Annotated in this window: 33 protein-coding genes and 5 pseudogenes; 13 read left to right on the top strand and 25 right to left on the bottom strand. The window is 51.6% G+C overall.

The window, feature by feature from the left end; genetic code table 11:
• Positions 1–39: 39 nt before the first annotated feature.
• Positions 40–939, bottom strand: coding sequence for a LysR family transcriptional regulator (locus IEX01_RS04440; RefSeq protein WP_024558009.1), 900 nt, complete (start codon positions 937–939; stop codon positions 40–42).
• A gap of 101 nt (positions 940–1,040) precedes the next feature.
• Between IEX01_RS04440 and IEX01_RS04435 the strand changes: the two genes are divergently transcribed.
• From IEX01_RS04435 to IEX01_RS04425, 3 genes are all read left to right on the top strand, one after another.
• On the top strand, positions 1,041–1,508 hold the full coding sequence (locus tag IEX01_RS04435; RefSeq protein WP_188723320.1) for a multidrug/biocide efflux PACE transporter: 468 nt from the start codon (positions 1,041–1,043) through the stop codon (positions 1,506–1,508).
• 335 nt (positions 1,509–1,843) lie between these two features.
• Positions 1,844–2,188: an anti-adapter protein IraP gene (iraP, locus tag IEX01_RS04430; protein ID WP_188723731.1), complete on the top strand. Its 345-nt coding sequence runs from the start codon at positions 1,844–1,846 to the stop codon at positions 2,186–2,188.
• 173 nt (positions 2,189–2,361) lie between these two features.
• Positions 2,362–2,712: a DUF3147 family protein gene (locus IEX01_RS04425; RefSeq protein ID WP_024558006.1), complete on the top strand. Its 351-nt coding sequence runs from the start codon at positions 2,362–2,364 to the stop codon at positions 2,710–2,712.
• An 89-nt stretch (positions 2,713–2,801) separates the two neighbouring features.
• Here the strand turns inward: IEX01_RS04425 and IEX01_RS04420 are convergent, their stop codons facing one another.
• From IEX01_RS04420 to IEX01_RS04385, 9 genes and pseudogenes are all read right to left on the bottom strand, one after another.
• Positions 2,802–3,038: a DUF4282 domain-containing protein gene (locus tag IEX01_RS04420; RefSeq protein WP_024558005.1), complete on the bottom strand. Its 237-nt coding sequence runs from the start codon at positions 3,036–3,038 to the stop codon at positions 2,802–2,804.
• Between the two features lie 744 nt (positions 3,039–3,782).
• Positions 3,783–3,962, bottom strand: a pseudogene (locus IEX01_RS04415) (isocitrate/isopropylmalate family dehydrogenase); the annotation flags it as partial.
• A 359-nt stretch (positions 3,963–4,321) separates the two neighbouring features.
• A pseudogene (locus IEX01_RS04410) lies at positions 4,322–4,642 on the bottom strand (DUF4113 domain-containing protein); the annotation flags it as partial.
• A gap of 126 nt (positions 4,643–4,768) precedes the next feature.
• Positions 4,769–4,972 (bottom strand): annotated as a pseudogene (locus tag IEX01_RS21495) (tail fiber domain-containing protein); the annotation flags it as partial.
• Between the two features lie 19 nt (positions 4,973–4,991).
• Positions 4,992–5,576, bottom strand: a pseudogene (locus IEX01_RS04405) (phage portal protein); the annotation flags it as partial.
• Positions 5,576–7,333, bottom strand: a complete 1,758-nt coding sequence (locus IEX01_RS04400; protein WP_024559416.1) for a terminase large subunit — start codon at positions 7,331–7,333, stop codon at positions 5,576–5,578. The pseudogene IEX01_RS04405 and the gene IEX01_RS04400, both read right to left, overlap by 1 nt.
• Positions 7,333–7,806 (bottom strand): phage terminase small subunit P27 family, encoded by a 474-nt coding sequence (locus IEX01_RS04395; RefSeq protein ID WP_188723319.1) that lies wholly within the window; start codon positions 7,804–7,806, stop codon positions 7,333–7,335. The genes IEX01_RS04400 and IEX01_RS04395 overlap by 1 nt, the downstream gene beginning before the upstream one ends.
• Before the next feature lie 195 nt (positions 7,807–8,001).
• Entirely contained in the window at positions 8,002–8,217 is a 216-nt protein-coding gene (locus IEX01_RS04390) for a hypothetical protein (RefSeq protein WP_029592001.1), read from the bottom strand.
• A complete protein-coding gene (locus IEX01_RS04385) occupies positions 8,214–8,564 on the bottom strand; it encodes an HNH endonuclease (RefSeq protein ID WP_029592002.1) in 351 nt (116 codons plus the stop codon). Before IEX01_RS04385 ends, IEX01_RS04390 begins: the two co-directional genes overlap by 4 nt.
• 168 nt (positions 8,565–8,732) lie before the next feature.
• On the opposite strand from IEX01_RS04385, the gene IEX01_RS04380 reads away from it, so the two are divergent.
• Both IEX01_RS04380 and IEX01_RS04375 read left to right on the top strand, forming a co-directional pair.
• Entirely contained in the window at positions 8,733–9,149 is a 417-nt protein-coding gene (locus tag IEX01_RS04380) for a hypothetical protein (protein WP_029592003.1), read from the top strand.
• Positions 9,112–9,327, top strand: coding sequence for a hypothetical protein (locus tag IEX01_RS04375; protein ID WP_152977119.1), 216 nt, complete (start codon positions 9,112–9,114; stop codon positions 9,325–9,327). The genes IEX01_RS04380 and IEX01_RS04375 overlap by 38 nt, the downstream gene beginning before the upstream one ends.
• A gap of 57 nt (positions 9,328–9,384) precedes the next feature.
• Here the strand turns inward: IEX01_RS04375 and IEX01_RS04370 are convergent, their stop codons facing one another.
• From IEX01_RS04370 to IEX01_RS04340, 7 genes are all read right to left on the bottom strand, one after another.
• Positions 9,385–9,666: an Acb2/Tad1 domain-containing protein gene (locus IEX01_RS04370; RefSeq protein ID WP_029592004.1), complete on the bottom strand. Its 282-nt coding sequence runs from the start codon at positions 9,664–9,666 to the stop codon at positions 9,385–9,387.
• 53 nt (positions 9,667–9,719) lie between these two features.
• On the bottom strand, positions 9,720–10,046 hold the full coding sequence (locus IEX01_RS21490) for a beta-sandwich lipoprotein (RefSeq protein WP_444542682.1): 327 nt from the start codon (positions 10,044–10,046) through the stop codon (positions 9,720–9,722).
• A 228-nt stretch (positions 10,047–10,274) separates the two neighbouring features.
• A complete protein-coding gene (locus IEX01_RS04360) occupies positions 10,275–10,421 on the bottom strand; it encodes a hypothetical protein (protein WP_167541497.1) in 147 nt (48 codons plus the stop codon).
• Positions 10,422–11,088: 667 nt separating this feature from the next.
• The gene (locus IEX01_RS04355) at positions 11,089–11,439 is read right to left on the bottom strand and encodes a hypothetical protein (protein WP_188723318.1); all 351 of its coding nucleotides are present in this window, start codon (positions 11,437–11,439) and stop codon (positions 11,089–11,091) included.
• Complete coding sequence (locus tag IEX01_RS04350; RefSeq protein WP_188723728.1) at positions 11,436–11,930, bottom strand: lysozyme; 495 nt, start codon at positions 11,928–11,930, stop codon at positions 11,436–11,438. Before IEX01_RS04350 ends, IEX01_RS04355 begins: the two co-directional genes overlap by 4 nt.
• Before the next feature lie 7 nt (positions 11,931–11,937).
• Entirely contained in the window at positions 11,938–12,168 is a 231-nt protein-coding gene (locus IEX01_RS04345) for an SHOCT domain-containing protein (RefSeq protein ID WP_051373948.1), read from the bottom strand.
• A gap of 612 nt (positions 12,169–12,780) precedes the next feature.
• Complete coding sequence (locus tag IEX01_RS04340) at positions 12,781–12,972, bottom strand: hypothetical protein (RefSeq protein ID WP_048888288.1); 192 nt, start codon at positions 12,970–12,972, stop codon at positions 12,781–12,783.
• Between the two features lie 342 nt (positions 12,973–13,314).
• Here IEX01_RS04340 and IEX01_RS21785 point away from each other — a divergent pair, with 342 nt between their 5' ends.
• A complete protein-coding gene (locus tag IEX01_RS21785) occupies positions 13,315–13,668 on the top strand; it encodes an ECs1072 family phage-associated protein (RefSeq protein ID WP_188723727.1) in 354 nt (117 codons plus the stop codon).
• Here the strand turns inward: IEX01_RS21785 and IEX01_RS04330 are convergent.
• From IEX01_RS04330 to IEX01_RS04305, 6 genes and pseudogenes are all read right to left on the bottom strand, one after another.
• A complete protein-coding gene (locus IEX01_RS04330) occupies positions 13,559–13,831 on the bottom strand; it encodes a hypothetical protein (RefSeq protein ID WP_071789725.1) in 273 nt (90 codons plus the stop codon). The genes IEX01_RS21785 and IEX01_RS04330 overlap by 110 nt on opposite strands.
• Before the next feature lie 35 nt (positions 13,832–13,866).
• A complete protein-coding gene (locus tag IEX01_RS04325; protein WP_188723726.1) occupies positions 13,867–14,022 on the bottom strand; it encodes a DUF3927 family protein in 156 nt (51 codons plus the stop codon).
• Positions 14,019–14,339: pseudogene (locus IEX01_RS04320) on the bottom strand (tellurite resistance TerB family protein); the annotation flags it as partial. The gene IEX01_RS04325 and the pseudogene IEX01_RS04320, both read right to left, overlap by 4 nt.
• Positions 14,340–14,368: 29 nt before the next feature.
• Complete coding sequence (locus tag IEX01_RS04315; protein WP_188723317.1) at positions 14,369–14,536, bottom strand: DUF4222 domain-containing protein; 168 nt, start codon at positions 14,534–14,536, stop codon at positions 14,369–14,371.
• Between the two features lie 193 nt (positions 14,537–14,729).
• On the bottom strand, positions 14,730–15,266 hold the full coding sequence (locus tag IEX01_RS04310; RefSeq protein WP_188723316.1) for a YmfL family putative regulatory protein: 537 nt from the start codon (positions 15,264–15,266) through the stop codon (positions 14,730–14,732).
• Between the two features lie 30 nt (positions 15,267–15,296).
• A complete protein-coding gene (locus tag IEX01_RS04305; protein ID WP_110877009.1) occupies positions 15,297–15,554 on the bottom strand; it encodes a helix-turn-helix transcriptional regulator in 258 nt (85 codons plus the stop codon).
• Between the two features lie 97 nt (positions 15,555–15,651).
• Between IEX01_RS04305 and IEX01_RS04300 the strand changes: the two genes are divergently transcribed.
• Positions 15,652–16,347, top strand: a complete 696-nt coding sequence (locus tag IEX01_RS04300) for an XRE family transcriptional regulator (RefSeq protein WP_188723725.1) — start codon at positions 15,652–15,654, stop codon at positions 16,345–16,347.
• Between the two features lie 267 nt (positions 16,348–16,614).
• On the opposite strand, the gene IEX01_RS04295 is transcribed toward IEX01_RS04300, so the two are convergent.
• Positions 16,615–16,866 (bottom strand): BssS family protein, encoded by a 252-nt coding sequence (locus IEX01_RS04295; protein ID WP_188723315.1) that lies wholly within the window; start codon positions 16,864–16,866, stop codon positions 16,615–16,617.
• A 430-nt stretch (positions 16,867–17,296) separates the two neighbouring features.
• Here IEX01_RS04295 and IEX01_RS04290 point away from each other — a divergent pair, with 430 nt between their 5' ends.
• The 4 genes from IEX01_RS04290 (at position 17,297) to IEX01_RS04270 (ending at position 20,154) form a co-directional block, all read left to right on the top strand.
• Positions 17,297–17,668, top strand: coding sequence for a YfdP family phage-associated protein (locus IEX01_RS04290; RefSeq protein WP_024559521.1), 372 nt, complete (start codon positions 17,297–17,299; stop codon positions 17,666–17,668).
• A gap of 31 nt (positions 17,669–17,699) precedes the next feature.
• Positions 17,700–18,524: a YfdQ family protein gene (locus tag IEX01_RS04285; RefSeq protein ID WP_024559538.1), complete on the top strand. Its 825-nt coding sequence runs from the start codon at positions 17,700–17,702 to the stop codon at positions 18,522–18,524.
• A 276-nt stretch (positions 18,525–18,800) separates the two neighbouring features.
• Entirely contained in the window at positions 18,801–19,046 is a 246-nt protein-coding gene (locus IEX01_RS04275; RefSeq protein ID WP_024555881.1) for an excisionase, read from the top strand.
• Complete coding sequence (locus IEX01_RS04270) at positions 19,027–20,154, top strand: site-specific integrase (protein WP_024555882.1); 1,128 nt, start codon at positions 19,027–19,029, stop codon at positions 20,152–20,154. Before IEX01_RS04275 ends, IEX01_RS04270 begins: the two co-directional genes overlap by 20 nt.
• A gap of 117 nt (positions 20,155–20,271) precedes the next feature.
• On the opposite strand, the gene icd is transcribed toward IEX01_RS04270, so the two are convergent.
• Positions 20,272–21,522 (bottom strand): NADP-dependent isocitrate dehydrogenase, encoded by a 1,251-nt coding sequence (gene icd, locus IEX01_RS04265; protein WP_024555883.1) that lies wholly within the window; start codon positions 21,520–21,522, stop codon positions 20,272–20,274.
• Between the two features lie 115 nt (positions 21,523–21,637).
• Here icd and rluE point away from each other — a divergent pair, with 115 nt between their 5' ends.
• Together rluE and IEX01_RS04255 are read left to right on the top strand one after the other, a co-directional pair.
• A complete protein-coding gene (rluE, locus tag IEX01_RS04260) occupies positions 21,638–22,291 on the top strand; it encodes a 23S rRNA pseudouridine(2457) synthase RluE (RefSeq protein WP_071788420.1) in 654 nt (217 codons plus the stop codon).
• 29 nt (positions 22,292–22,320) lie between these two features.
• Complete coding sequence (locus tag IEX01_RS04255; RefSeq protein WP_024555885.1) at positions 22,321–22,770, top strand: NUDIX hydrolase; 450 nt, start codon at positions 22,321–22,323, stop codon at positions 22,768–22,770.
• Positions 22,771–22,949 lie beyond the last annotated feature (179 nt).

Below are 22,949 nucleotides of genomic sequence, written 5' to 3'. Positions count from 1 at the left end.
GGCGTTCTCCAGCTTTGTCCTTCAAACAACGGGCCAGTTTCAACGGCCTGCTTCAGGCGGCGCGTCTTCCTGGGCGCTTTCATAAAGTAAATACTGACGTAACCATCTTCCCGCCACCCCGGGCGGCGTTCGCTTGTTCCATAACAGGTCAATGGATAACGCCCGCGGCCAGCCTGGCACCGGCAGCGTGACCAGGCTACCAGGCGCGGCGAATTCCGCCACCAGCGCGCAGGGCAAGGTGCACCAGCCAAAGCCTTGTACCGCCATGCTGAGCAGCATCAGATAGTTTGGCGCCGACCATACCGGCCCGCGGCAAAGGTTGTCAGGCCTTTCGAGATAGGTATTCAGCTGCAGTTCGCGCCAGGCATGAAGTTCATCAAAGGTAATTTGCCTGCGCTGCGCCAGCGGATGGCGCGCAGCGACATAGATAGCCATATGGGTCTGGCGCGGCAGGCGGCTAAAGCCGATGTCGACCGGATAACTCTCCCTTGCCTCAATTAAGCCTGTTTGCGCGCGCCCTTTCTGCAGCAGATCGATAACGTCCTCATCTTCCCCAATCAGACACTCGAATTCGGTATGGGGAAAGGCGCTGTCGAAACGGGCGAGTAAGTTTTCCAGTACTTTTGGATCGAGGGTGTCGGAAAGCACGAACGACAGGCGCGGTTCCGTCTCGCCGGCTAAGGAGATAGCCAGCTCGTCCAGCCTTTCGCTGGCGGCAAGAATCGCCTGAACGTAGCCAAATACCTGATGGCCCTGCTCGGTCAGCACCGGTTGCCTGGCAGAACGGTCAAACAGCGTCACGCCAAGGTCTGCCTCCAGATTGGCGATGGCTGTACTGATAGTGGACTGACTTTTACGCAGCCTTCGCGCCGCCGCAGAAAACGACCCGGCGGCAACCGTTTCTACAAAGGCGGTCAGGGCTTCAGGGGAGTAACGCATGAAGTATCGCTTTTATCGATGGATTCTATCTTTAAGTTATCATCATCATCGATAAAATCGGAAACCTTGTTGATTAATCCTGCACGAAAAGGCGAACGAAAATGCAAACTTCCGAACCCGAAAAACGCACCCTTGCGGAGCGCGTATTCCATGCCGTCTGCTTTGAAGGCATCGCCACCATCATACTTGCGCCCACCGCCGCCTGGCTGATGGGACGCAAGGTTATGGAAATGGGCGGGCTGACCGTTTTGCTGGCTACCGCCGCCATGATCTGGAACGTTATTTACAACGCGATATTCGACAGACTCTGGCCGGCGCACCGGGTCGCCCGCACGGCAAAAGTGCGCGCGCTGCATGCGGCAGGCTTTGAGAGCGGGTTTATCGTGATTGGCGTATCCATCGCCGCCGGTTTCCTGGGTATTTCCCTGACAGAAGCGTTCCTGCTGGAGATAGGTTTCATTCTCTTCTTCCTGCCCTATACCATGCTTTATAACTGGGTATACGACATCCTGCGAGCGCGGCTGATGCAACATCGCAGAAACAGAAGCCGCAAAGACGCGACCGCATGACGAAAATGAAGCGCAGAAATGTCCTTTTTATTCACCGCAATCGTCCTTTGCAATCAGAACACAGCAGGTGAAAGGCAACGGGGTGAGCGATGTAAAGACAAGGATGTCAACCGGCGCCCAGGCTCCCCGCACAATCATTTCACTTATTTCACAGCCGGATTAATGAAAAGACTGCCGTTTCATTCAGGCGAAGGGTAAGTGCAGGATAAACAGGCACTGCGCAATGAGAGCGTTTCCTCTGCTTCATTTAAATGCAACGCGGATCCTGTTTAAGACTTACTGATATTGCCTCTGACATTGAAAGGGTTAGTATGTCTAAAAAACAGGAGGCAGTGATGAAAAATGTAATTATTAGTATGATTGCAAAGATCTCCAAAATGGATGCGGAAGCCAAATTACTCACAGCACAAGTTGAAGCTCAATCCCTGCTCCTCAGCGCCATGCTTTTAACGTTGGGAAAACAGGGCGGCACCGACGAGATGATTGAAAGCGTAAAAAAAGCAATTAACGCAGCCCTGGACTCCTCAGACAGCCCCCTTAAAACAGACGCAGAACTCCTGCTCACCCAGTTTAATGAATTGCTGTCCATAACCACGCTGCTGGATACAAAAGACACCGAAATAAACCTTGAAGCGCTGCAAGAAATTCCTTCCTTACCGGGTGACAATAAAAGCTCTTAAATAACTCGCCATGCCTTTAAATTACCTCTGCTGATTTATGCCGGATGTTTTATCGCTAAGCACGCTTGCTTATACTTACGCTTACAGCTAACACTCATCTCAGGGGCGCTCATAATTATGCCTGATGATGCATATTATCCCGCTGCCGTTAACGTTATGTCTGGAGGAACGGGATGCTGTGGCTTATCACTAAATATGCAATTACGGCAGGGCTTGTGGTTTTAATCTCTGAGGTTGCTAAACGCAGCGATCGCCTCGGCGGCCTCATCGCTGCGCTGCCGCTGGTCACGGTTCTGGTCCTTGTCTGGATGAAACTTGAAGGGCAAAGCCAGCTAAAAATTGCCAACCATGCCTGGTACACGTTCTGGTATGTGGTGCCCACCCTACCCATGTTTATTCTGTTTCCTTTTCTTTACCAGCGGCTTGGGTTTTGGCTTACCCTGGCGGCCAGTTGTGCGACGACCATGCTGGTATTTATCGGCTGGGCAGCCTTGCTGAAAAGGTTTGGCATACACTTGCTATAAGCGCTGAGTTTTTTTGCCTCTATTGATTGGAGACATACGAACTTATTTATCGTGACGGTCATAAAAAAACCGCCCGTAGGCGGTTGGTATCATTTTTTTTCCAGAGATTCTGCTATCCGTCGCAAGTACTCATTGTTTTTAAATGTCACCATGATGCACTCAAAAAAGATACGGGCGAAGACAGCCATAATCAGCAACATGATACCGGCGGCGTTAAATCCACGAGTAAAAAAGGTTAATACCGCTGCAATCACTAAGAATGCAAGCGTGATTATGTAAAGCGCGCTGATAATTCTTGGGGTTATTAACTTATCAAAACTAAACACTCTGAAATCATCCTGATTTTAAAAAGAAAACATCGTATTGCTTCACGCCTGATCCTACAACCCTCAATTCCGGGGATTCACAAACGCGGAATAATATGTTTTGCCCGGTCTTATTATCCATGCGTGGAAAAAATATAAATGCGCACAACACGTTGATACAAAAGCCTCCTAAAATAAATGTCCTGCGCTGAAGTAGCGTATAAGCCTGACCGGAAACCCTTTTTTAATGACGAATAATGGCTCCAGGCCTGTTCTGGCGTTCCGCCAGCGGCCCAACAAAAGGGCTAATTTTCGATAATTAATGCACCGTATGATACCCGGCTTGCCGACGGCACTGACTCAGCCTTAGCGCGTGATGAGAGTGGCAGGCAAGCAACACGGTCATAAAAAAAAGCCAGCCCGTTGAGAGCTGGCGATTAACACACATGCAGCTTTATTCCGTGCCGGAAACCATACGATAGACCACAGCTGGTTGTAGTGGTCCGCATGCAACAGGAGACAAACTCGTGTCGATGCGTTCTGATACACGGGGTTTACCAGATTGCAGAATTATTAGCCTGATTTGGCTAATGTCAATCCTCAGCAACGGCGAAAAAGCATCCTGGTGACGATTCGTTTATAAAGAATGCCCGCCTGCGGTCAACGATAAACGAAGGAGCAACGCTATCCCCGGGCCCTTTTTCGAATGCAAATAAAAAAACGGGAGCGCAGTGGCTCCCGTTCTTCTTTAACCCGCCAGGCGGATTACATGTTCGCGATGATCGCGTCGCCAAACTCTGAACATTTCAGCAGCTTAGCGCCTTCCATCAGGCGTTCGAAGTCATAGGTCACGGTCTTGTTGTTGATAGCGCCTTCCATACCTTTCACGATAAGGTCAGCCGCTTCGAACCACTCCATATGACGCAGCAGTAGTTCATAGGAAACTGTATTGCTCGTTGATATAAAAAGATATTCTTTAAAAAATTTTAATTTAGCTCACCCTTTCATCGATATCTTAAGTCACTGATTTCTCGTAACCTCTTCTGTGTTTTGATAACCGTTTTTCGGCTCTTTCCAGACGTAGCAATGATGGTAAAAACCCTGTCGTTTTGTCCTCCAAAGGACGCGCGCGAGACCCACGATTTAGAAGAACGTAGGTCTATTTTTAACGTACTGTAACTACACTGTTTTTCCGCGTTCGCTTCGATCACTGTGTCGCTAATTGTCGTTATTTGTCTTTCCGGATCCGTTCGCGGCGGCCGGTCACGACACATTTACGACACAAAAGCGACACAGCCTTTTCCCTAATTAGCCCGGGCTACCGGCACATCAGCAAGGTGCGTCGTGTAGCACGGCGACAACATTTCCCTCCGCATCTGCCAGGACTGCGTTATCCCCTGACCGGCAAAATACAGCGTGCCCTTTCCGTCTTTCATGTTCAGCGTGTCCATTACTGACATCAGCGCGGCGCTGTTTGGCTTCGGTGCGTTATCGTCGAAAAGGTTAAGCTGCGCCACACCCTGGCTGAAGAAGTCGCCAAGCATCACGCCTGCTTTCTGGTACCGAAAACCGTCGCGCCAGATATGGTCGAGGCAGCGAACGGCGGCATTGATAATATCGCGGGTGACCATCCGCGTTTCTGTGACGGTGACTGGTTCGCCGCTCTCGCCTGTGGTTTCGACCTCGTATTGCTCCTCGACCTCTTCATACTGGTCATAATCATCGAACACGGCGCCGATTGCTTCAGGAAGCACCGGCATTAATTCCTGGGCGATGACACCTGCCGCTGGCATGCCTGATTCTTTGAGAACGTAAGTAACTCCACGCAATTCTCTGATTTTCGCTCTGGCATCCGGTATCGTTTCTATCTGGTCTTTTTTGTCTGCATCAGATGTCTGGGTCAGCGAGACGCAACTGATATTTCCCTGGGTATTAAAATTACCGTTCTGGCGCATTGAGAAGTATTTTTCAGTACCCACTAACGTCCCGGCCTGAGCTCAGCGGCATCATGCCGCAGACACCATCGAGGCCGAAACCGCGAATATGCATCAGGTTCTTTTCAGGAATGACGCGCGGCTTACCAGCCTCAGTGTATGTGTACTCAAGCCGCCCGGTATCCAGCCGCTTCACCACCATATTCTGAGGCAGCAACGGCACCAGTGATACCAGCTTATTGCCGATAAACAGCTTTTCCACATAGGCATTTCCGCGCAGGCAGATGCTGGCCACCACCATCAGCATGAAGCGGGATGGCGTCATTTCGAGATTCGGGCGGCGGCACAGTACCTGGTAAACCGGGTGATTCTGCGCCAGCTTGCGAGATCCGTCTGCCTGCCGGGAATAAATCTTAATCGGCAGCGTGGATACCGACTCGCTCAGCAGCCGGACGCATGCCCAGACCGCTGAAAGCTGCATAGCCTTATCCGCCGTCACCACCTTCCCGCTGCTGCTTGTGCCGTACCAATCCTGCCAGAACGTCCCGGTAGTCAGGCTGATGGGCACGCCCAGCCAGTTGAGCAAGGCGCTTTTCACCCTGCCCGGCTGCTTATTTTTCTTCATCAGAAACCTACCATGATGGGATTATCGAAAAAGCCGCTCAAATCCTGCTGGTCATTGCCACCATTAACGAGCAGGCGGCTCATCGCGGTAAACAGCGCAGCCGGACCGTCAATTTTGGCTTCGGGTGTCGATTTGTTAGGGAAGATGTTGTCATTGCGATCCGGTCTGACCGTCACGTTCGACATCATCCAGTTCATCACCGGGTGATTGCTGTGATGGAACCGACCACCGTAAACCAGCGCCTCGACTTCCTTCATGGCCTCGGAGAAATTGCGGACCGTCTGCGGTACTTCCACCAGCGGTAACCCTTCCTCGGCGAGCGCCAAGCTGAACTGGGTGGCGCTCCATGGGTCGAAGCCAATCTCTTTAAGGCTTTCGCCGGTCACCCACTCCTGCAGTTCCTCTTTAATCTGGGCATGGTCGATCACATCACCATCAGTCAGGATGAGTTTGCCCAGCTCTGCCCATTTACGGTATAGCTCCGCCATCTGCCGCGAGCATTTGTCCAGCCGCCCTTCGGGCAACCAGAACTTAAAGTCGGCGTGAACATGGCCATCAGGAGATCGCCAGGCTTTTACGGCCGCGCAAATGTCGATTTTGTTCGCAAGGTCGACGCCGACCCACAGCGGGTACGTTTTCAGCTCATGCGCCGGCGCGATGAATTCGCACTTATCCCACTTCAGCATGTCCATCCAGGAAGACTCGGCAGTAACCCAGATATTCATATGTTTGGTGAAAAAGTTAACCCGGGCGGACACCTGCTCTTTTGCTTTCTTCGCCAGGCGGCGCAGATCATCCCAGCGCTTACAGATACCAAGCCCGGGGTTAGCCTTCTGCCATACCGTTTCGTCGAAAGGGTCGTCGCCTTCGTCCAGGGTGTAGATGATGGCGAAGAAGGTGTCGTCTTTGACCGCACCCTCCACGTCACTGTTGAAACCGCGTAGCACCTTAATGGCGTAATCTCGCAGCTCATAGCAGATGCCTTCTTTGTTGAAGCCGGCGGTGGTAATGCCGAACAGCAGCGACTGAAGGCGCGCGCCGGTTGCCGTCTCCAGAACGTCCCAAACGTCGCGGGTTTTGTGAGCGTGCAGCTCGTCGACAATCCCGCAGTGGATGTTCAGACCATCCAGGTTGTTCGCGTCGCTGGAAAGCGGCTCGAATTTCGAGGCGCTCTGCTCCTGGTAAATCGCCAGCTTATTGAACTCGAACAGGCGGCCAAGCGTCGCTTTTGCTTTTTTCACCATGTTTTTGGCATCTTCGAAAACGATGCGCGCCTGGTCGCGAGTGGTTGCCGCAGAGTAGACCTCAGCGCCGCCCTCGCCATCCGCCCCTGTCATGTACAGACCAACCCCGGAAGACAGCGTGGATTTCGCGTTCTTACGCGCCACCTCGTTGTAAGCGGTGCGGAAGCGCCGCACCATCACCGGGCGCCCGCTGCCATCATTACGCAGCACCACTCCGCCGCTTTCCTCATCCACCAGCGGAATGACGAAGCCGTAAATGTTGATGAGGATGAAAACATGCCAGTCCATCAGGTCAATGGGCTGTCCGGCCTGCGCGCCCTTAACATGAGGAATAAATTTGTAGAAGTTAAGGATGTGCTGCGCCCGGGGCTCGCTGAAGAAGATGCCGCGCGCTTCGCCGTTTTTCAGATCGTCCAGAAAACGCTGGCAGGCCAGCCGGACAAACTCGCAAGCAATAATCTCTCCCGCCACGACGCGCTCGGCGTAGCGGATACCATCGGCAACCTTAGCCATTAATCCCTCGCTTTCATAAACTCAGCCAGCGGATCAACCGCATCCGGCGATTTGGCGCTGACCTTCGACCGGCTGGCGGGCGTCATGCCGAACTCTGCCAGCATTGCGCGAAGCCGCTTCCAGGCGTCCGCCTTCATGATTGCTGCGGGATGCGCCTTAATCAGCACATCACCAGTCTGCGTTTCAGTCCGGTACGTATACCCCTCAATCTCCAGCGTGTCGCAGTGGTGCCGGTACTCGGTGTAAGCCTCGACCAGCAATTCGAGCGCGCGGACATCCAACTGAGAAATGACGCCGATGGCATCAAGCTCTTCAGCCATTCGCTTAAACCAGTACTTCGCCTGCTTGTCGAAATGCTTCGGGGTTGGGGGTACCCCTGCAGGAGGTTGCGGCTCATCTTTATTGATCGGGCGTTTTGATGGGTTGCCCCTCACCAAACGTAGATGGGTCGGGGTTTTCGGTGGTCCTGACATAATCGAAAACTCCTATCAGTCGTCTGTTGGGGGACCCCATAAAAAAGTTTTCTAACCTGCGGCGGTGTGAAAAAGGGTTAGGCGGCGGTCCTTAGCAGGAAAGACCCTGAACTTTCGACCCGCCCTCCCCCAGCGATGAGAAGTGATATCGCTCCAGATGAAATGATTGCATTTGAAATCATTTCATACGTCCATTCACGAATCATTCTCACTTAGGTTTATTCTGACCGGATTTTCATTCGTCTCGGCGTCCAGCTCAAAGACGGCTGTGATGCCTGGCACAGTTCCCGGCTCGGTATTTATCGACGTACTCAGTTGTTGGCTGAGCAGCATGCCATCGACCGCGACGCCATATCCCATGAAGCACAGCCCCCGATAGATGTGAGCCAGCTGCACTTTCTTCTGTTTCATCTGTATCTCTCCGTTGCGGTCTTGCGCTTATGACATGGCCAGCACAGCGCTTCGAGGTTGCTGTAGTCGTCAGTGCCGCCGTGAGCTTTCGGAATAATGTGGTCGACCGTCTCAGCAGGACGCGGCCTGCCGTTGCGAAGGCACGCCTGGCAGATGTGCCGATCACGTTTTAGGATGCGGGCGCGGATGATTTCCCACTTGTTGCCGTAGCCGCGCTGGTGGCGGTTCAGCCCTCGCTGGTGCTGCTGCCAGCCTTCATTGCGGTGCGCCTTGCAATAACCCGAGCGGTCCGTAGTAGTGCCTGGGCAGCCGCGCTTTCGGCAGGCCCGAGGAACTGCTTTAGGCACTAGTATTTTCTCCATGTATGCCCCATATATAGAAGGCGGCTTAGTAAAACTGCGAGCCGTTAGGCAGTGAAGGCTGATTTTTATTTAAATTCAATAAGTTAAGTAAAAATTGTTATTAGCATGCATTGCCAAGTTGATCTTGGCTCACTCCTCAATTAGGAAAATGCCATGACTGAAGACAATGTTGTAAGCTTCTTAAAAGTTAAACAGCAGCAAATAGATTCCAACCTCGACCAGCTTGAGGTAGTTAAAAAGTTTACTGAAAAGCATGTGAAGCCCAAGTCATTGGTTGGAATTGTAAAGAAACAACTTAAGTTAAGAGGTATTAGTTATCGGGTGAGCTTTCCTTCATGTGATCTGACGGGCTTTGATAAGAAAGCTGTCGTCATCTTCCCTGAAGAGAGGCTCATATTTGCGTTTGTATCTAAGCCGATGACAGGCAAAGGGGTTGAAGGCTGGACAGTGGAACAGTGCATCTGTTCAGAAAAGCATCAACCTATTGATTACACTGGTTTTATTATCAATAAAATTTCGGAGGCAAAACATAATGGCCAGAAGACAGCAAAAACCCAACCCGTTAGCTGACTCTGCTCTTGACGCAGCCAGGGAGCACATTAACGGTTTTGAGCGAGGTATTGACCGTTTCAATGAAATTGGTGCAGAGCAATTTCGTGAAGGTGATCCTCGCGTAATTAACGAAATTCGCCAAGGTCGCCGGGACATTCGCAATGCTCGTAATGAGCTAGGTTTTGACGAAGAATAAAGATAATTCAGGGCTTGGCTATCAAGCCCTTTTTTTTTAAAAGAGCTACGTAATCCCTTAGCATTCGGCGTCAGGCCGGGCAACAGCGCGGCAGGCCCACATGCAGGCTTCCTGCATTTTGGTCCGAGCGATAGATATGCAGCGACCAGCTTCATGCGCTTCAGCTGAATGGTTGCCTGTCACAGACAATTCGTCCTGTACCCAGGCCTTCTGCTTTTTCAGCAACTGACAGAATTCACGGCTTACTTTCTTCAGGTCGTTCATGTCTTCGATTTCTTTCGGTCCCAACGTGCGGTAGCCCTTAACGGTGCTGCCGTCCTGCGGTTTTGCTTCGCTCATTGCTTTACCTTATGCGTTAATGGTGCGCTGCGATGCGCTTTAAATGACGTCAATTAACGAACATCAATATCAGGGATGATCGCCGACGGCTTGAAGGTGACGCGGTAATGATTAACGCTGGCGTTCGTGCCACTCAGGTCTTCCATAAACCAGGTCACGTTATCCGACAGGCCCAGTATGTGCTTTTTGTACGTGTCCGGCCCGGTCTTGCAGATAACGCCCAGCGTTCGCTCGGTGCTGGTACTGTCCTTTGAGCAAAGCCCGGTAATTTCCAGCATGAACTCGCCGGTAATCCCGTTATAAAAAACAAAGCGCCGTTGCGCCTCGAAGTTATCAGCGGCCTTGCTTACGTTACGGCTGGCTACATCGGCATCATTAATATCTCAGGCAGCAAGCACCAGCACCGCCAGGCAGAGAAGCGTCTTTCTCATCACGTTTTACCAGAGTAATTGATTGTCTCGTTGCTCAGGGAGAGCAGTGGGCCGGAGTAGCGGCGCTTCACAGCGTGGCTAACCGTGTTGTTGTGCAGCGGAGAGAACATCATCAGGCGCTCTGCTGTGAAAGCACCTTGTGATACTCACAAAAAACCGCCCGGAGGCGGCTTCTGTTCATTCTGGCTCTTTATCACCAGATTCTGGTGCTGAGCCAGGATCATCTTTTTTGGTTGTTTCTGACTGCTCCGGCTTATCGTCATCTACATTGTCCGGGATGGGGCTAAAGTCAGGATGGTCACCATTAACTGGACGGTCAGTCATATGAACCTCTCTTTTCACTTAAAGGATCTTAAGTCTAGTCAATTCAGGAGCCATGCCAAAATATGTCGGTGTAATCAGCATCGGTACGTTTGAAAACGCAACTGGCGGTGCTAGCTATAAGCCAAGCCAATTAATAAGAAGTCGTAAACTAACAAAAGCACGGAATGCCAACACTAAAGATGCATTTGATTTGTAATTTATCAGAGAGCTGTTATTGTTGCCCCGCTGTTAAAGCAAGAAGCACATAAAAAAGATTGACTCATAATTGCCTCCGCACCGGAGGCTTTTTTTTTGCCTGTTTTTTATCAGTAATTTTGAATTCATTATTCTCAGTTAGTGCATAAGGCCCTTACTGTTAGTCAACGAATTATCTAATAGTCCTTATCTGAGAATTAGCTGAAGCCGTTGATAATGCTTATACATAAAACAAATTTATCCCTCTGGAAACACTTCAAAAGATAGCGAATAGTTATAACGTTAGACTATGTGTGGCCATTGGCCCCCTTCTGGTGTTTCAACAGAGGTTTCACCAGAAGGGCTGTTTTTCTGCAATTACTTCACCGCGTTATACCAGACCTGCCAGCGGTATTTATCGAGCCGTAACTGGCGCAGGCACTCCATCGTTTCAACATCCGACCGCAGGTCTTCATCGCTGTTCCTGCCAGCGTCACTTGCCTTGCACGGCTCCTGCATCAAATCCGCTGATGGAGTTGGCAGCGTCGATAGCTCGTTGGCGCAGCCGGACAGACTCATTATCAAAATCACAGCGGGTACGATTCGGATTCTGAACATATTTCACCACGTCGCGGGTTATGGTTCTGTAAATGACTTTGCCCTCACTGGTTGCCTGCGCTGCTTTCTGCTCGCCCGACTGGACTGCTTTAGCCGCCTTGTCTTTCTTTTTAGCCGCCTGCGCATTGATATGGTCAGCATGCGTACTCCAGCCGGAACGCCAGGACAGTAATCCAGTAACTGCACATAGTGCGGCGCAAAGTATAAGCACATAGCGAAGCTTCATTTCTGGCTCCACGTGCAGACTTCCCGCTCTATCTCGCGGCGATTTACCAGCCCCTTCCACTGTTTACCGCCTGCATACGTCCACCGACGCAGCTGATCGCACGCACCCTTGTTGTCACCCTTGTTGATGAGGGTAAGCAGGGTGGATGTACGAAAACTGGTAGCACCGACGTTATAAGCAAAAGAGTAAAGCGCTGCGCGCATCGTTTCGGGAATTGGGCGCTGGATATAGGGATTAATCTGCCGTGCCACCTTATTAAGGTCAGTGCTCAGCAGCGCCCGGCATTCTGCCTCGGAATAAGTCTTACCGAGCATAATGTCCTTGCCGGTGTGCCCGTAACATACCGTCCAGACGCCTACGACATCCTGGTATGGCTTATGGCGCGCACCTTCCAGCCCATCATTACCGGACAGCATGGCTGTTGCTATCGCAACAGCGCCTCCACCACCAGCAATCGCGCCGATAATGCGGTTTCTCAGCGTGGGAGACATTGCCATGCTATTTCTCCTGCGGCTGCATTACCGCGTTGATGTCCTGAACTATCTTCGCGGCTTCCGGAATGCTGTTTACATCGCCCCGGGCATAAGCGGTTTTGAGTATGTCGGTGCGCTTGCGCTCCTCCTCAATAACCGCCAGGTTGCGCTTGTTGTTGGAGCGATACGTCAGCCAGGTAAATAACGCGGTGACAATTGCCCCCAGGGCGAAAAGCACATCCTGAAGAGTCAACATGGCGAAGAATCCTGTTATGGCTGACCAGAAATAAGACCAGAATCCGTTTTGGGTATTCATACGTAGCATTTCTCTCACCTCCGTTAAGGGTTCGGAAGTGCTGTGCGTAGTGGGGTATGGCCGCGAGGCATGCGGTTAAAGGGTGTCTGGTTGCTGATTGCCTGCGGCCAAAGAAAAGCCCGGATGAACCGGGCGGAAATCGGAAATAAAAAAAGCCAGCCCGGTCAGAGCTGGCGATTAACACACATGCAGTTTTTTTCCGTGCCGGAAACCATTCGATAACCACATCTGGCTTTAGTGGTTCGCATCAGATGCAATGAGTGAGTCTCTTGCTAACGCGTTCAGATACACGGGCTTTACCAGATGGCTAATTATTATCATGCAAATATTACCGTCAATAATACAAAGCCATTAAAAACGTAATGATTACTGCGCAGCGGATAAAAAAAGGCCAGTTCACAGAGAACTGGCCGAGTATCAGGATTAACTCAAGTAAGCTAATTATGACGTGGCGCCGGGGTTGGGCCGGGGAGATGTTGCCGCCACGGTTAAAATATAGATGCCCGGATAAGCGAAGGGGTGACTTCGCTCACAGAGCGAGTAAATCTTTATTCATGCTGGTGGCTGTAACGGGCCATCAAGAACCGAAGCCTCTTCTTTCATCGCTATCCAGCCGCTGGTTCCGGCAAAATGCCAGACGCCGTTAACCAGTTCACCTGTCTCATGGTGCCGCGTTTCTTCTTGCGAATAATACGCCACCAGCTTTTCGCCAGCGTAAAGCACCCAGTAAAAGCCCTCTTCCATCCCTGCCCCCTGTGATTGTTAAACTAAACAGCCAGACGGTGGAATTATAGAGCGGAGGGAAATCGGCACGCGGAAAGCGAATCGATTCTGTTGCCTGGTTCACATAGCCAGCAATGAAGCACTTGCAATACAAAGAACCTCCGAAGCGAGCCACTGAATCTTTTTGTGTCCCTAGTAGCCTGTCACATCGTCTGTTATCGTTGACTTGCAAATAACCATACAGACAAGGAGGCTAACATGTCTGAATACCACAACCTGTTGCATGTAATTAGATCGCGTGTGTGCGAAAACAGGAATATGTAACATTCAGCTTATTACCCGGGCAGCCAGCAGGACAATCAGATCAGGAACAGAACGGCACTGGTATATGTCCTCGAAATACTTCTCCATCAGCACAGACAAAAATATGCCACTATTTTCAATCCACTTGAGGGAAAAGCTGCTTTGCACCACCTCATCTTTATGAAAACAAAATGGCTGCCTTCAGAGATCAGGGATTTGAAACTGGAGGATGCTCTATTTGTTATTCAGGATGAACTGAGGGTAGAGAACATCAGCGACGAAGCTCGGGACGCTTTGAGCACGTTCAATCTGCCTTCTGTTGCTTTTCTGTTTGAGGATTTTCCAGAAGAGGACTGGAACTATAGGGAAAACTCAACATTCCTTCGAAGCCTGGCCCTGAAAGCAACTCAATAGTTTTACTGACTTCTTCCAGCCGTTCCTCCAGAGCGGCTTTTTCTTTCATCAAACGGTTGAAATGCGATACATGTAACCGCTGCTGATTAAGCCAGTCTTCAAGCTGCTCAGTTGTCAATCCAGGGTTGAAAAAATGGGGAACACTATCTTTAATGTTTTCCATACTGCCTCCGGAGATGAAAATACCGTCGAGCGGCCCTACTTCTCGTTTTGAATAATCGGCCAGAGCAGAGCAATCACCCCGGCCACCAGCACGCCATCCGCCAGGACAGACATCACTTTGCTGGTGAAGTCGATAGCGACAACCAGAAAGAGCAGCACCCCGGCGGCGGCGAAGCGGAGTTTTTTCATCAGAGGTGGTTTTCCAGACGCAGGCCCAGCGCGTTAGCAATCTCTTCCAGCACCTTGCGCTCTTCCGGCTCAACTTCACCGTCAGCTTCAGCAATGGCAACCGCCACATCGAGCACGTCTTCTGCTTCGCGGGTATCGTGCTTAACGTCTTCAATCTCGCGCAGCGCAGCACGGCGACCAATCTTGAAATTGGTATCGAGCTGGCCGACGATGGTCGCGCTGATGGAATTGATTTCAGAGGTGAACGCCGCCAGCGCAGGCTGGTTACGGAGTACCTGCTCAATCTTAGCCTTCTCTGACGCTTCACATTCACCATCGGCATCCCACACGTAGCCGGTTAACTTAGTGCTCATGCATCAACCCTTCTGAACTTCTCACGGAACCGCTCAACAGGCTGCATGCAGTCGTGCGGATAGCCGGCGCGCCGGAAGATAACCTTTCGTTTTTCACGGTCGTAACCAACGACGTGGACTTCAACGCCGCGCCAGTCGCGGTATCGTCTGTCGAGTTCTTGCACAGAAACGCCTCCGCCTGGCTGTTGAAATCGCCTACCACCCATTCAGCGAACTGGTAGCTGACACATTCACGCCCGCCAGGTATTCTCACTGCATACCGGTACTGCGCCGGACCGGCTCCACCCGGTACCGGCAGCGCAATAAGTTGCGACCTGCGGTACTGTGTTGTTAAACTGTTCATGCGTAGTTTCTCCACTATTGAAAAGACGCGCCCGACGCCTCGAGCTGCACACTCGGGGCGTCACCTTTTCTGGTGCTCATAAACACTTCTACTGCCTGGTCTGAAACCCCATACAGCGCCATAAATCCCATGAAGCCGTGAAACTGGTGTCGAATGGTTTTGCGAAACAGGTCGGAAAGCTTTTTCCGTTCGTGACGGTCAATCACCCCATCCCCTGCTGCTTCAATCTGCGCCTGCGCCAGCTGGCCTTTCGCCGCGTTCGCCTGCATATCGAGTGAAAACAGGTCCACGTTGTCGATTGATTCCGGCTTCGGTACATCCACCAGCAGTTTGCCGACACGCGCCGCGGCGTATTCCGCCAGCATCGAAACGCCGGACAGGTCTTCCATGCGCTCTAGTTCTGCCAGGGTAAAGAAGCGACTGCCGCACTTCTGGTACATGTGGTTGTGAAAGGTGTCGATGGACATGCCAAGATCGGCAGCCATACCAAGACGGCCTGCCGGGTGCGCTTTACACATGGCGCTGATTGCTGCTTTGATGCTGTCTACCATCTTGTTTTTCCTTTGGTAGTTACTGGTTAATTAATTTGCCGCTAAATTGGCGTTGCCTGGTTTAGCTGCTTCAGGTTCGGCTGACTGGTAACGACTGGGATAAAGAATCTGTAACTCGTCGATTTCCCCTTCGTAGAACTTCACCAGCCTTTCAGCTAACTCAACGGAAGGAACTTGTTCACAACGTTCGATGCGACTGAGGGTGGCTGGGTCAACCTGAACACCGCCAGCTACATGCGATAACGTATAGCCGTGCGAATTACGCAACTTTCTTAATGGTGATTGCATAACGCCTCCTGTATTTGCGTATTACGCATGTTATTGCATGTTATCAACTTGCGCAAGTTGCTTTGCATGACACGCAAAAAGGACATGTAATGTGCGCATGAACATAGGAAATCGAGTAAGACAGCTTCGCTTGGCGAAGAATATGAAAATTGCTGAATTAGCTGACGCCGTAGAGGTGGATGCAGCAAATATCTCTCGTCTTGAGACCGGTAAACAAAAGCAATTTACAGAACAGACACTTAACCGTTTAGCGCAAGCTTTAGGCGTTAATGTCGCAGACCTCTTTACCTCGACCGATAATGCGACTACTGTATGTAAAAACAGTAAAACAGATTCCGCAGTCGGAGAGGGTACCGATGTGTTTAGAGTCGAAGTTCTTGATGCCAGTGCAAGCGCTGGGATTGGTTATATACAAGGAAGTGATGTGATTGATGTCATACAGGCCATTGAATATAGCCATGAAAAAGCTTTAGCGATGTTTGGCGGCAGATCCGCTGGAAACGTTAAAGTAATTAATGTTCGTGGCGATAGCATGTCCCCCACCATTGAGCCTGGCGACTTGGTTTTCGTTGATGTCTCGGTTAACGAGTTTGACGGTGATGGCATCTACACTTTCGGGTTTGATGGAAAGATTTACGCCAAAAGACTCCAAATGATACCTGACCAGCTTCTTGTAATTTCCGACAATCCTAAGTATCGGGAATGGAGCATAGATAAGAGCAATGAGCATCGTTTTTACATCTATGGCAAGGTTTTGATTAGCCAATCGCAAGCCTTCAAACGGCATGGTTAACACGCAATAAAAAAACAGGTCGCTAGTGCGGCCTTTTTTTGGATTTGAAAATTGCGAATTGCGCAATTAATACTTGCGTTACTCGCAATTAGAGTATATTTTCAATTTATCGAAAGCGAACAGGCAGGACGCCCACGAAGTAGCCGCCGGTGGCGCATGAATGACCGGATGATTCGCTGAGACAAATTTAAGGAATGTTGGCGGGAGACATAAAAGCGCCATTACAACTCAGCGCCTTACTAAAGAATCGGATCAGGCCAGACGTTTTCAGTGCTTCTCTTGTTGAGAGTCACTTTGATCGGATTTCTGCAAATTCCGAAGATGCCTTTGCAGCTCTGAAATCAACGTTTCAACCATTTCTGGAGGAAACGCGAAAAATTGAGACCGGTGTTCAGTGTTAGTGCCGTCTGCGGAGTAAGTCAGGTAAGTGAGTTTGAGAGCAAGCGCTTGGTAACCGGGTAAAGGTCCAGCCTTCCAATCGGTAACCGGAAAGACAGATGTGCGATTCTTAATAGCCATGTGAAAACCTTGTATATGCAGAAGGAGAAACTAAATCCTTATAGTTAAAGCAACTACCGGATCATACAGCGGAACTAACAATTATTTAAGCTAGCAAAAACTGTAGGTAGTAAATCCTGTTTTGGTAGTTCGCCCTGTTACGTGCGGATACAGCTGCCAGCTTTTTCAGGGCTCAGCATTCTGGCTCCCTACGACCTGGTGCCAGAACCCTGAGGATGATGTTTGGTATCTTTCGGCGGTACAGGTTTCCCTTACTTTCCTGCTACCGCCACTTTTTTACGCAACATGTGAGCGCACCACCGGCCGGACGGCTCATAACCCAATCCGTGCCGGGCACCGTGATAGTCGGTAGCGCGTGCTGGTGCTCTCACATGTTGTGTGGAGAAACTAACTACCGGCGGTGGCAGCCGCCTTTCTGAGGGTAAAACCGATGAGTAATGAACGTTTGACCAAAGTGCCCGAATTCCTGGGCGAACTGGACGGCGGTGTGTTCGAAAACAAAGTCGCCGCTGCGCTGAGTGAAGTTGCGTTCGGCGTGCTGAACAACGGCACCAAGGGGAAAGTTACCGTGACCTTTGAGCTCGACCGCATGAGCAATTCCGTCGAAGAGAAGCGCGTAATGATTAAGCACAAGCTCGCTTATGTGCGCCCTACCCCGCGCGGCAAATCCTCGGAAGAGGACACCACCGAAACGCCGATGTATGTGAACCGCGGCGGCAAGCTTTCCATTCTGCAGGAAGACCAGGGGCAGCTCTTTACCCTGGCCGGCGATCCTGATGCGAAGCTGCGCGCCAAGCAGTAAACCCGACCATTCACCCAGTTAAGGAATAACCATGTCTCACTCTTTAGACGCAACCGCTATCGATAAAATTGCCGATCTGACCCTCTCCCGCTTCATGGAAGAAAAGCTTGAAGGCGTTGACTGCCCTGCCGCCGTTGTTCCGCAGAGCGCCCGAATCGACAGCCTCGAATCCCTTTGCCTGCAGCGCTTCCGTTTCCGCGGCAAAATGGTGACGGCCAGCATTGAAGACTTTGCCCGCTACTCTACCGGCTACGCTGCACAAGGCACCCGTTGCTTTATAAATGCCGATGATATGCGCGCCGTTGCGGTATTTAACCTCGGCACCCTGGATAAACCCGGCCACGCCGACAATACCGCGCTGCTGGCACTGAAGAAGACCGCACCCTTTTCCGCGCTGTTGTGCATCAATGGCGAACGGCATACACAAAAAGAGCTGGCCGAATGGCTGGAAGACTGGTCTGAAAACCTGCTCGGCTTTGACGCGGACGGCCAGCCGATTGATGCGAAGAAGTCGGCAGCGGCGATCCGCAAAATCTCCATCGAGTCTATTCAGAAAGCTGACTTTGAAGATGGCGACTTCAGCGGCAAGCGCTCGCTGATGGAAAGTGTGGAAGCCAGAACGCAGGACATCATGCCGGTAGCGTTTGAGTTTACCTGCGTGCCGTTCGAAGGTCTGGCTGAGCGTCGCTTTAAGCTGCGTCTGAGCATCATCGGCAGCGACCGCCCGGTTCTGGTGCTGCGCATCGTCCAGCTGGAAGCCCAACAGGAAGAAATGGCCGCCGAGTTCCGCGACCTGCTGGTTGAGAAATTCAAGGACAGCCAGGTAGAAACGTTTATCGGGCAGTTCTCAGCTTAATTCGCTGCCTTAAATGCCTCGCCTGAGGGGCATTTAGTGAAGCGTAATTCTTTTATTTATCCCCACCCGGCGAGGGATTCGCTCAACCAAAAATCAGCGCGGTGCAGCGCAAAGTTAAGTGGAGGAACACGCAGTGAATTACGAAATTACTCAGGAGCTAGCCGATGCCAAGCCCCAGGTGAAATACGTTTCATCAATCTGGCAGCGGTTGATTCCTGCCACCAGCAACGACATCTGATTTAATCCGGGTGCAGCCGGTAAAGTGGAGAATAAGCCATGAAGCAAATGCTCACGCTTGAGGAATGGGCAGCAGAGAAATACCGGAGCAGTCCACCAGCTTTGAATACTCTGCGCCGATACGCTAAGCAAAATATGTTTTCCCCACCAGCTATGAAACAGGGTCGCAAGTGGCGAGTAAGGGAAGATGCAGAACTTGTAGGCGAATTGGCTAAGCCGAATATCCGAAAGACTGACTCGCCAATACTTCAGAGGATTCTTGCTGATGGCAGCTCGACCACGTAAAAACAATGTTTTTGTTCCGAACCTTTACCCTCTCTACAGTAGAAAGGTGAACAAAGTTTACTGGCGCTATAAACATCCCGTCACAGGTAAGTTCCATGCGCTGGGTACCGATGAGGCAGAAGCTATAGCGATTGCTACAGAAGCTAACACGCGCCTGGCGGAACAGAGAACCCGGCAAATTCTGGCGATCAGCGACAGGATCGCCACCAGCAAAGGCAAAGCAATCACGGTTTCTACATGGCTGGATAGATACTGGAAGATTCAGGAAGAGCGGCTGGCGACGGGCGACATCAAACTGAACACATTCAAACAGAAAACCAAACCGGTTTCGTTATTGCGAGAGCGAGTCGGTATGAAGCTGCTCCCATCAGTGGATGTTCGCGATATTGCTCAGTTGCTCGATGAGTACGTCACTGCCGGTCAGCCGAGAATGGCTCAGGTCGTAAGAACTGTGCTGGTAGATATTTTTAAAGAAGCGCAGCATGCTGGTGAAGTTCCTCCGGGTTACGATCCAGCTTCAGCAACTAAAAAGCCCCGCCGAAAAATTACCCGCCAGCGCCTCAGCCTGGAGGAATGGCAGCGGATATTCGAAATTGCAGACGCCAACCACCAATATATGGGTAACGCTATGTTACTGGCTTTGGTAACTGGCCAGCGCCTGGGTGATATTTCGAGGATGAAGTTTAGCGATGTCTGGGATGATCAGTTACACGTTATTCAGGAGAAAACAGGAAGCAAAATAGCGATCCCATTATCGCTTCGCCTGAATGCCATTAACTGGAGTTTGCGAGATGTTATAGCGCGCTGTCGGGATTACGCGGTTAGCCCTTACCTCGTCCATTTTTTCAGGGCCACGTCGCAAGCAGAACGTGGCGCACAAGTTAAAGCGAACACGCTAACCATGAATTTTAGTAAGGCTCGGGATAAGGCAGAAATTGACTGGGGGGAAGGAACGCCAGCGACATTCCACGAGCAGCGCTCGCTATCTGAACGTCTTTATAAGGAGCAGGGGATTGACACTAAAAAGTTGCTCGGCCACAAGTCGCAGCAACAGACCGATCGTTACAACGACGACCGAGGGAAGGACTGGACGACGATTGCAATTTAGGTTTTTGGGGTGGGGTTTTGATAACTTGTTTTGATAAAATTTTGATAACCGTTCGAAAACTAATAATAAAAAACGGGAACCATCAGGCTCCCGTTCTTCTTTAACCCGCCAGGCGGATTACATGTTCGCGATGATCGCGTCGCCAAACTCTGAACATTTCAGCAGCTTAGCGCCTTCCATCAGGCGTTCGAAGTCATAGGTCACGGTCTTGTTGTTGATAGCGCCTTCCATACCTTTCACGATAAGGTCAGCCGCTTCGAACCACTCCATATGACGCAGCATCATTTCAGCGGAGAGAATGATGGAGCCCGGGTTCACTTTGTCCTGGCCTGCGTATTTCGGCGCGGTGCCATGGGTTGCTTCAAACAGCGCGCATTCGTCGCCGATGTTCGCGCCCGGCGCGATGCCGATGCCGCCAACCTGCGCCGCCAGGGCGTCGGAGATGTAGTCGCCGTTGAGGTTCATACAGGCGATAACGTCATACTCCGCCGGACGCAGCAGGATCTGCTGCAGGAAGGCGTCGGCGATAACGTCTTTCACCACAATCTCTTTGCCGGTGTTCGGGTTCTTGATTTTCACCCACGGGCCGCCGTCGATAAGCTCGCCGCCGAACTCTTCGCGAGCCAGCTGGTAGCCCCAGTCTTTGAAGGCGCCTTCGGTGAACTTCATGATGTTGCCTTTGTGCACCAGGGTAACGGAATCGCGATCGTTGGTGATAGCGTATTCAATCGCCGCGCGCACCAGGCGCTTGGTGCCTTCTTCGGAGCACGGCTTAATGCCGATGCCGCAATGTTCCGGGAAGCGAATTTTCTTCACGCCCATCTCATCACGCAGGAATTTGATAACTTTGTCCGCTTCAGCGCTGTCCGCTTTCCACTCGATGCCCGCGTAAATGTCTTCAGAGTTTTCACGGAAGATAACCATATCGGTCAGTTCCGGGTGTTTTACCGGGCTCGGGGTGCCCTGGTAGTAGCGCACCGGACGCAGGCAAACGTACAGATCCAGCTCCTGGCGCAGCGCCACGTTCAGAGAGCGGATGCCGCCACCGACCGGCGTGGTCAGCGGGCCTTTGATCGCTACGCGATATTCACGAATCAGATCGAGAGTTTCCTGCGGCAGCCAGACATCCTGGCCATAAACTTTGGTCGATTTCTCACCGGTGTAAATTTCCATCCAGGAAATTTTACGCTCGCCCTTGTAAGCCTTCTCAACCGCGGCGTCCACGACTTTCAGCATGGCCGGCGTCACGTCCACACCGATGCCATCCCCTTCGATAAAAGGAATAATCGGGTTATTGGGAACATTCAGCTTGCCGTTTTGCGCTGTGATCTTTTGACCTTCCGCCGGAACAACTACTTTGCTTTCCATTCACCTCTCCTTCGAGCGCTTCTGGTTGTGACTCATTTTGTTAATGATTTGTAATAGGCGTGTCAATACTAACTCAATGTCGTGCCCCATGCCACGCTATTGTGATTCAGCTATAATGCGGCAATCCATAACATCTGAAAATAGTATGCAAAAAACTTCTTCGAAAAATCACCAGCTTAAGCGTTTCAGCACACGTCAACGCGCCCGACAGCGCCCGTCTGAAGGGCCGAAGCGCCTGATTCTCTTTAACAAGCCCTACGATGTGCTGCCGCAGTTTACCGATGAGGCGGGCCGGCAAACGCTGAAAGATTTCATTCCCGTGCCAGGCGTATATGCCGCAGGCCGCCTCGATCGCGACAGCGAAGGGTTACTGGTGTTGACCAACGACGGTGCCCTGCAGGCAACGCTCACGCAGCCTGGCAAACGCACCGGCAAAATCTATTACGTGCAGGTGGAAGGCGAGCCGACCGATGAAGCGCTGAGCGCCCTCAGAAACGGCGTCACGCTCAACGATGGCCCTACCCTGCCCGCTGGCGTGGAGCTTGTCGACGCGCCACACTGGCTGTGGCCGCGCAACCCGCCGATACGCGAACGTAAGTCAATTCCCACATCGTGGCTTAAAATCACCCTTTATGAGGGGCGCAACCGGCAGGTCCGCCGGATGACCGCCCATGTCGGTTTTCCCACGCTGCGCCTGATCCGTTATGCGATGGGCGAATATACCCTGGATAACCTTGCCAACGGCGACTGGCGCGAAGTCGTGCTCTGAAAAATGGCGCTCTGAAAAAGGAAACGCGAATGTTTAAACCGCATGTTACGGTCGCCTGCATTGTGCACGCGAAGGGCAAATTTCTTGTTGTTGAGGAAACCATTAACGGCAAAGCGCTGTGGAACCAGCCGGCAGGCCATCTGGAAGCGGATGAAACGCTGCAGGAAGCGGCGCGCCGCGAACTGTGGGAAGAGACGGGCATTACAGCCGAACCGCAGCATTTTTTACGTCTGCATCAGTGGCTCGCGCCGGATAATACGCCGTTCCTGCGTTTTCTCTTCAGCATTGAGCTTGAGGATTGCGTGCCGACACAGCCGCACGACAGCGATATTGACTGCTGCCGCTGGGTCAGCGCCGATGAGATCCTGAACGCGGATAATCTGCGCTCGCCGCTGGTGGCGGAAAGCATCCGCACCTGGCAGCGCGGCGAGCGTTATCCGCTGTCGCTGATTGGCGCCTTTAACTGGCCGTTTCACTGAGCGCACATTATCCTTCCTCGCCCCGCCCGGGGCGTTAAACGCCGTTTCGTCCACTTTTTTATTTCTTTCCGAAATATTTAACGCCAGCTAAACGTGCTGCGTACCGGCGCTACAATCAGCACGTTCGTTCATCACGCGACCATCCCCTGTATTTGCCTGCTGCTTTGCCCGCTAAACGC

It is taken from the genome of Franconibacter daqui (genome assembly GCF_014644275.1).
In the GTDB taxonomy this organism is placed as follows: Bacteria; Pseudomonadota; Gammaproteobacteria; order Enterobacterales; family Enterobacteriaceae; genus Franconibacter; species Franconibacter pulveris.
This window is presented reverse-complemented; position numbering and strand designations above follow the sequence as displayed.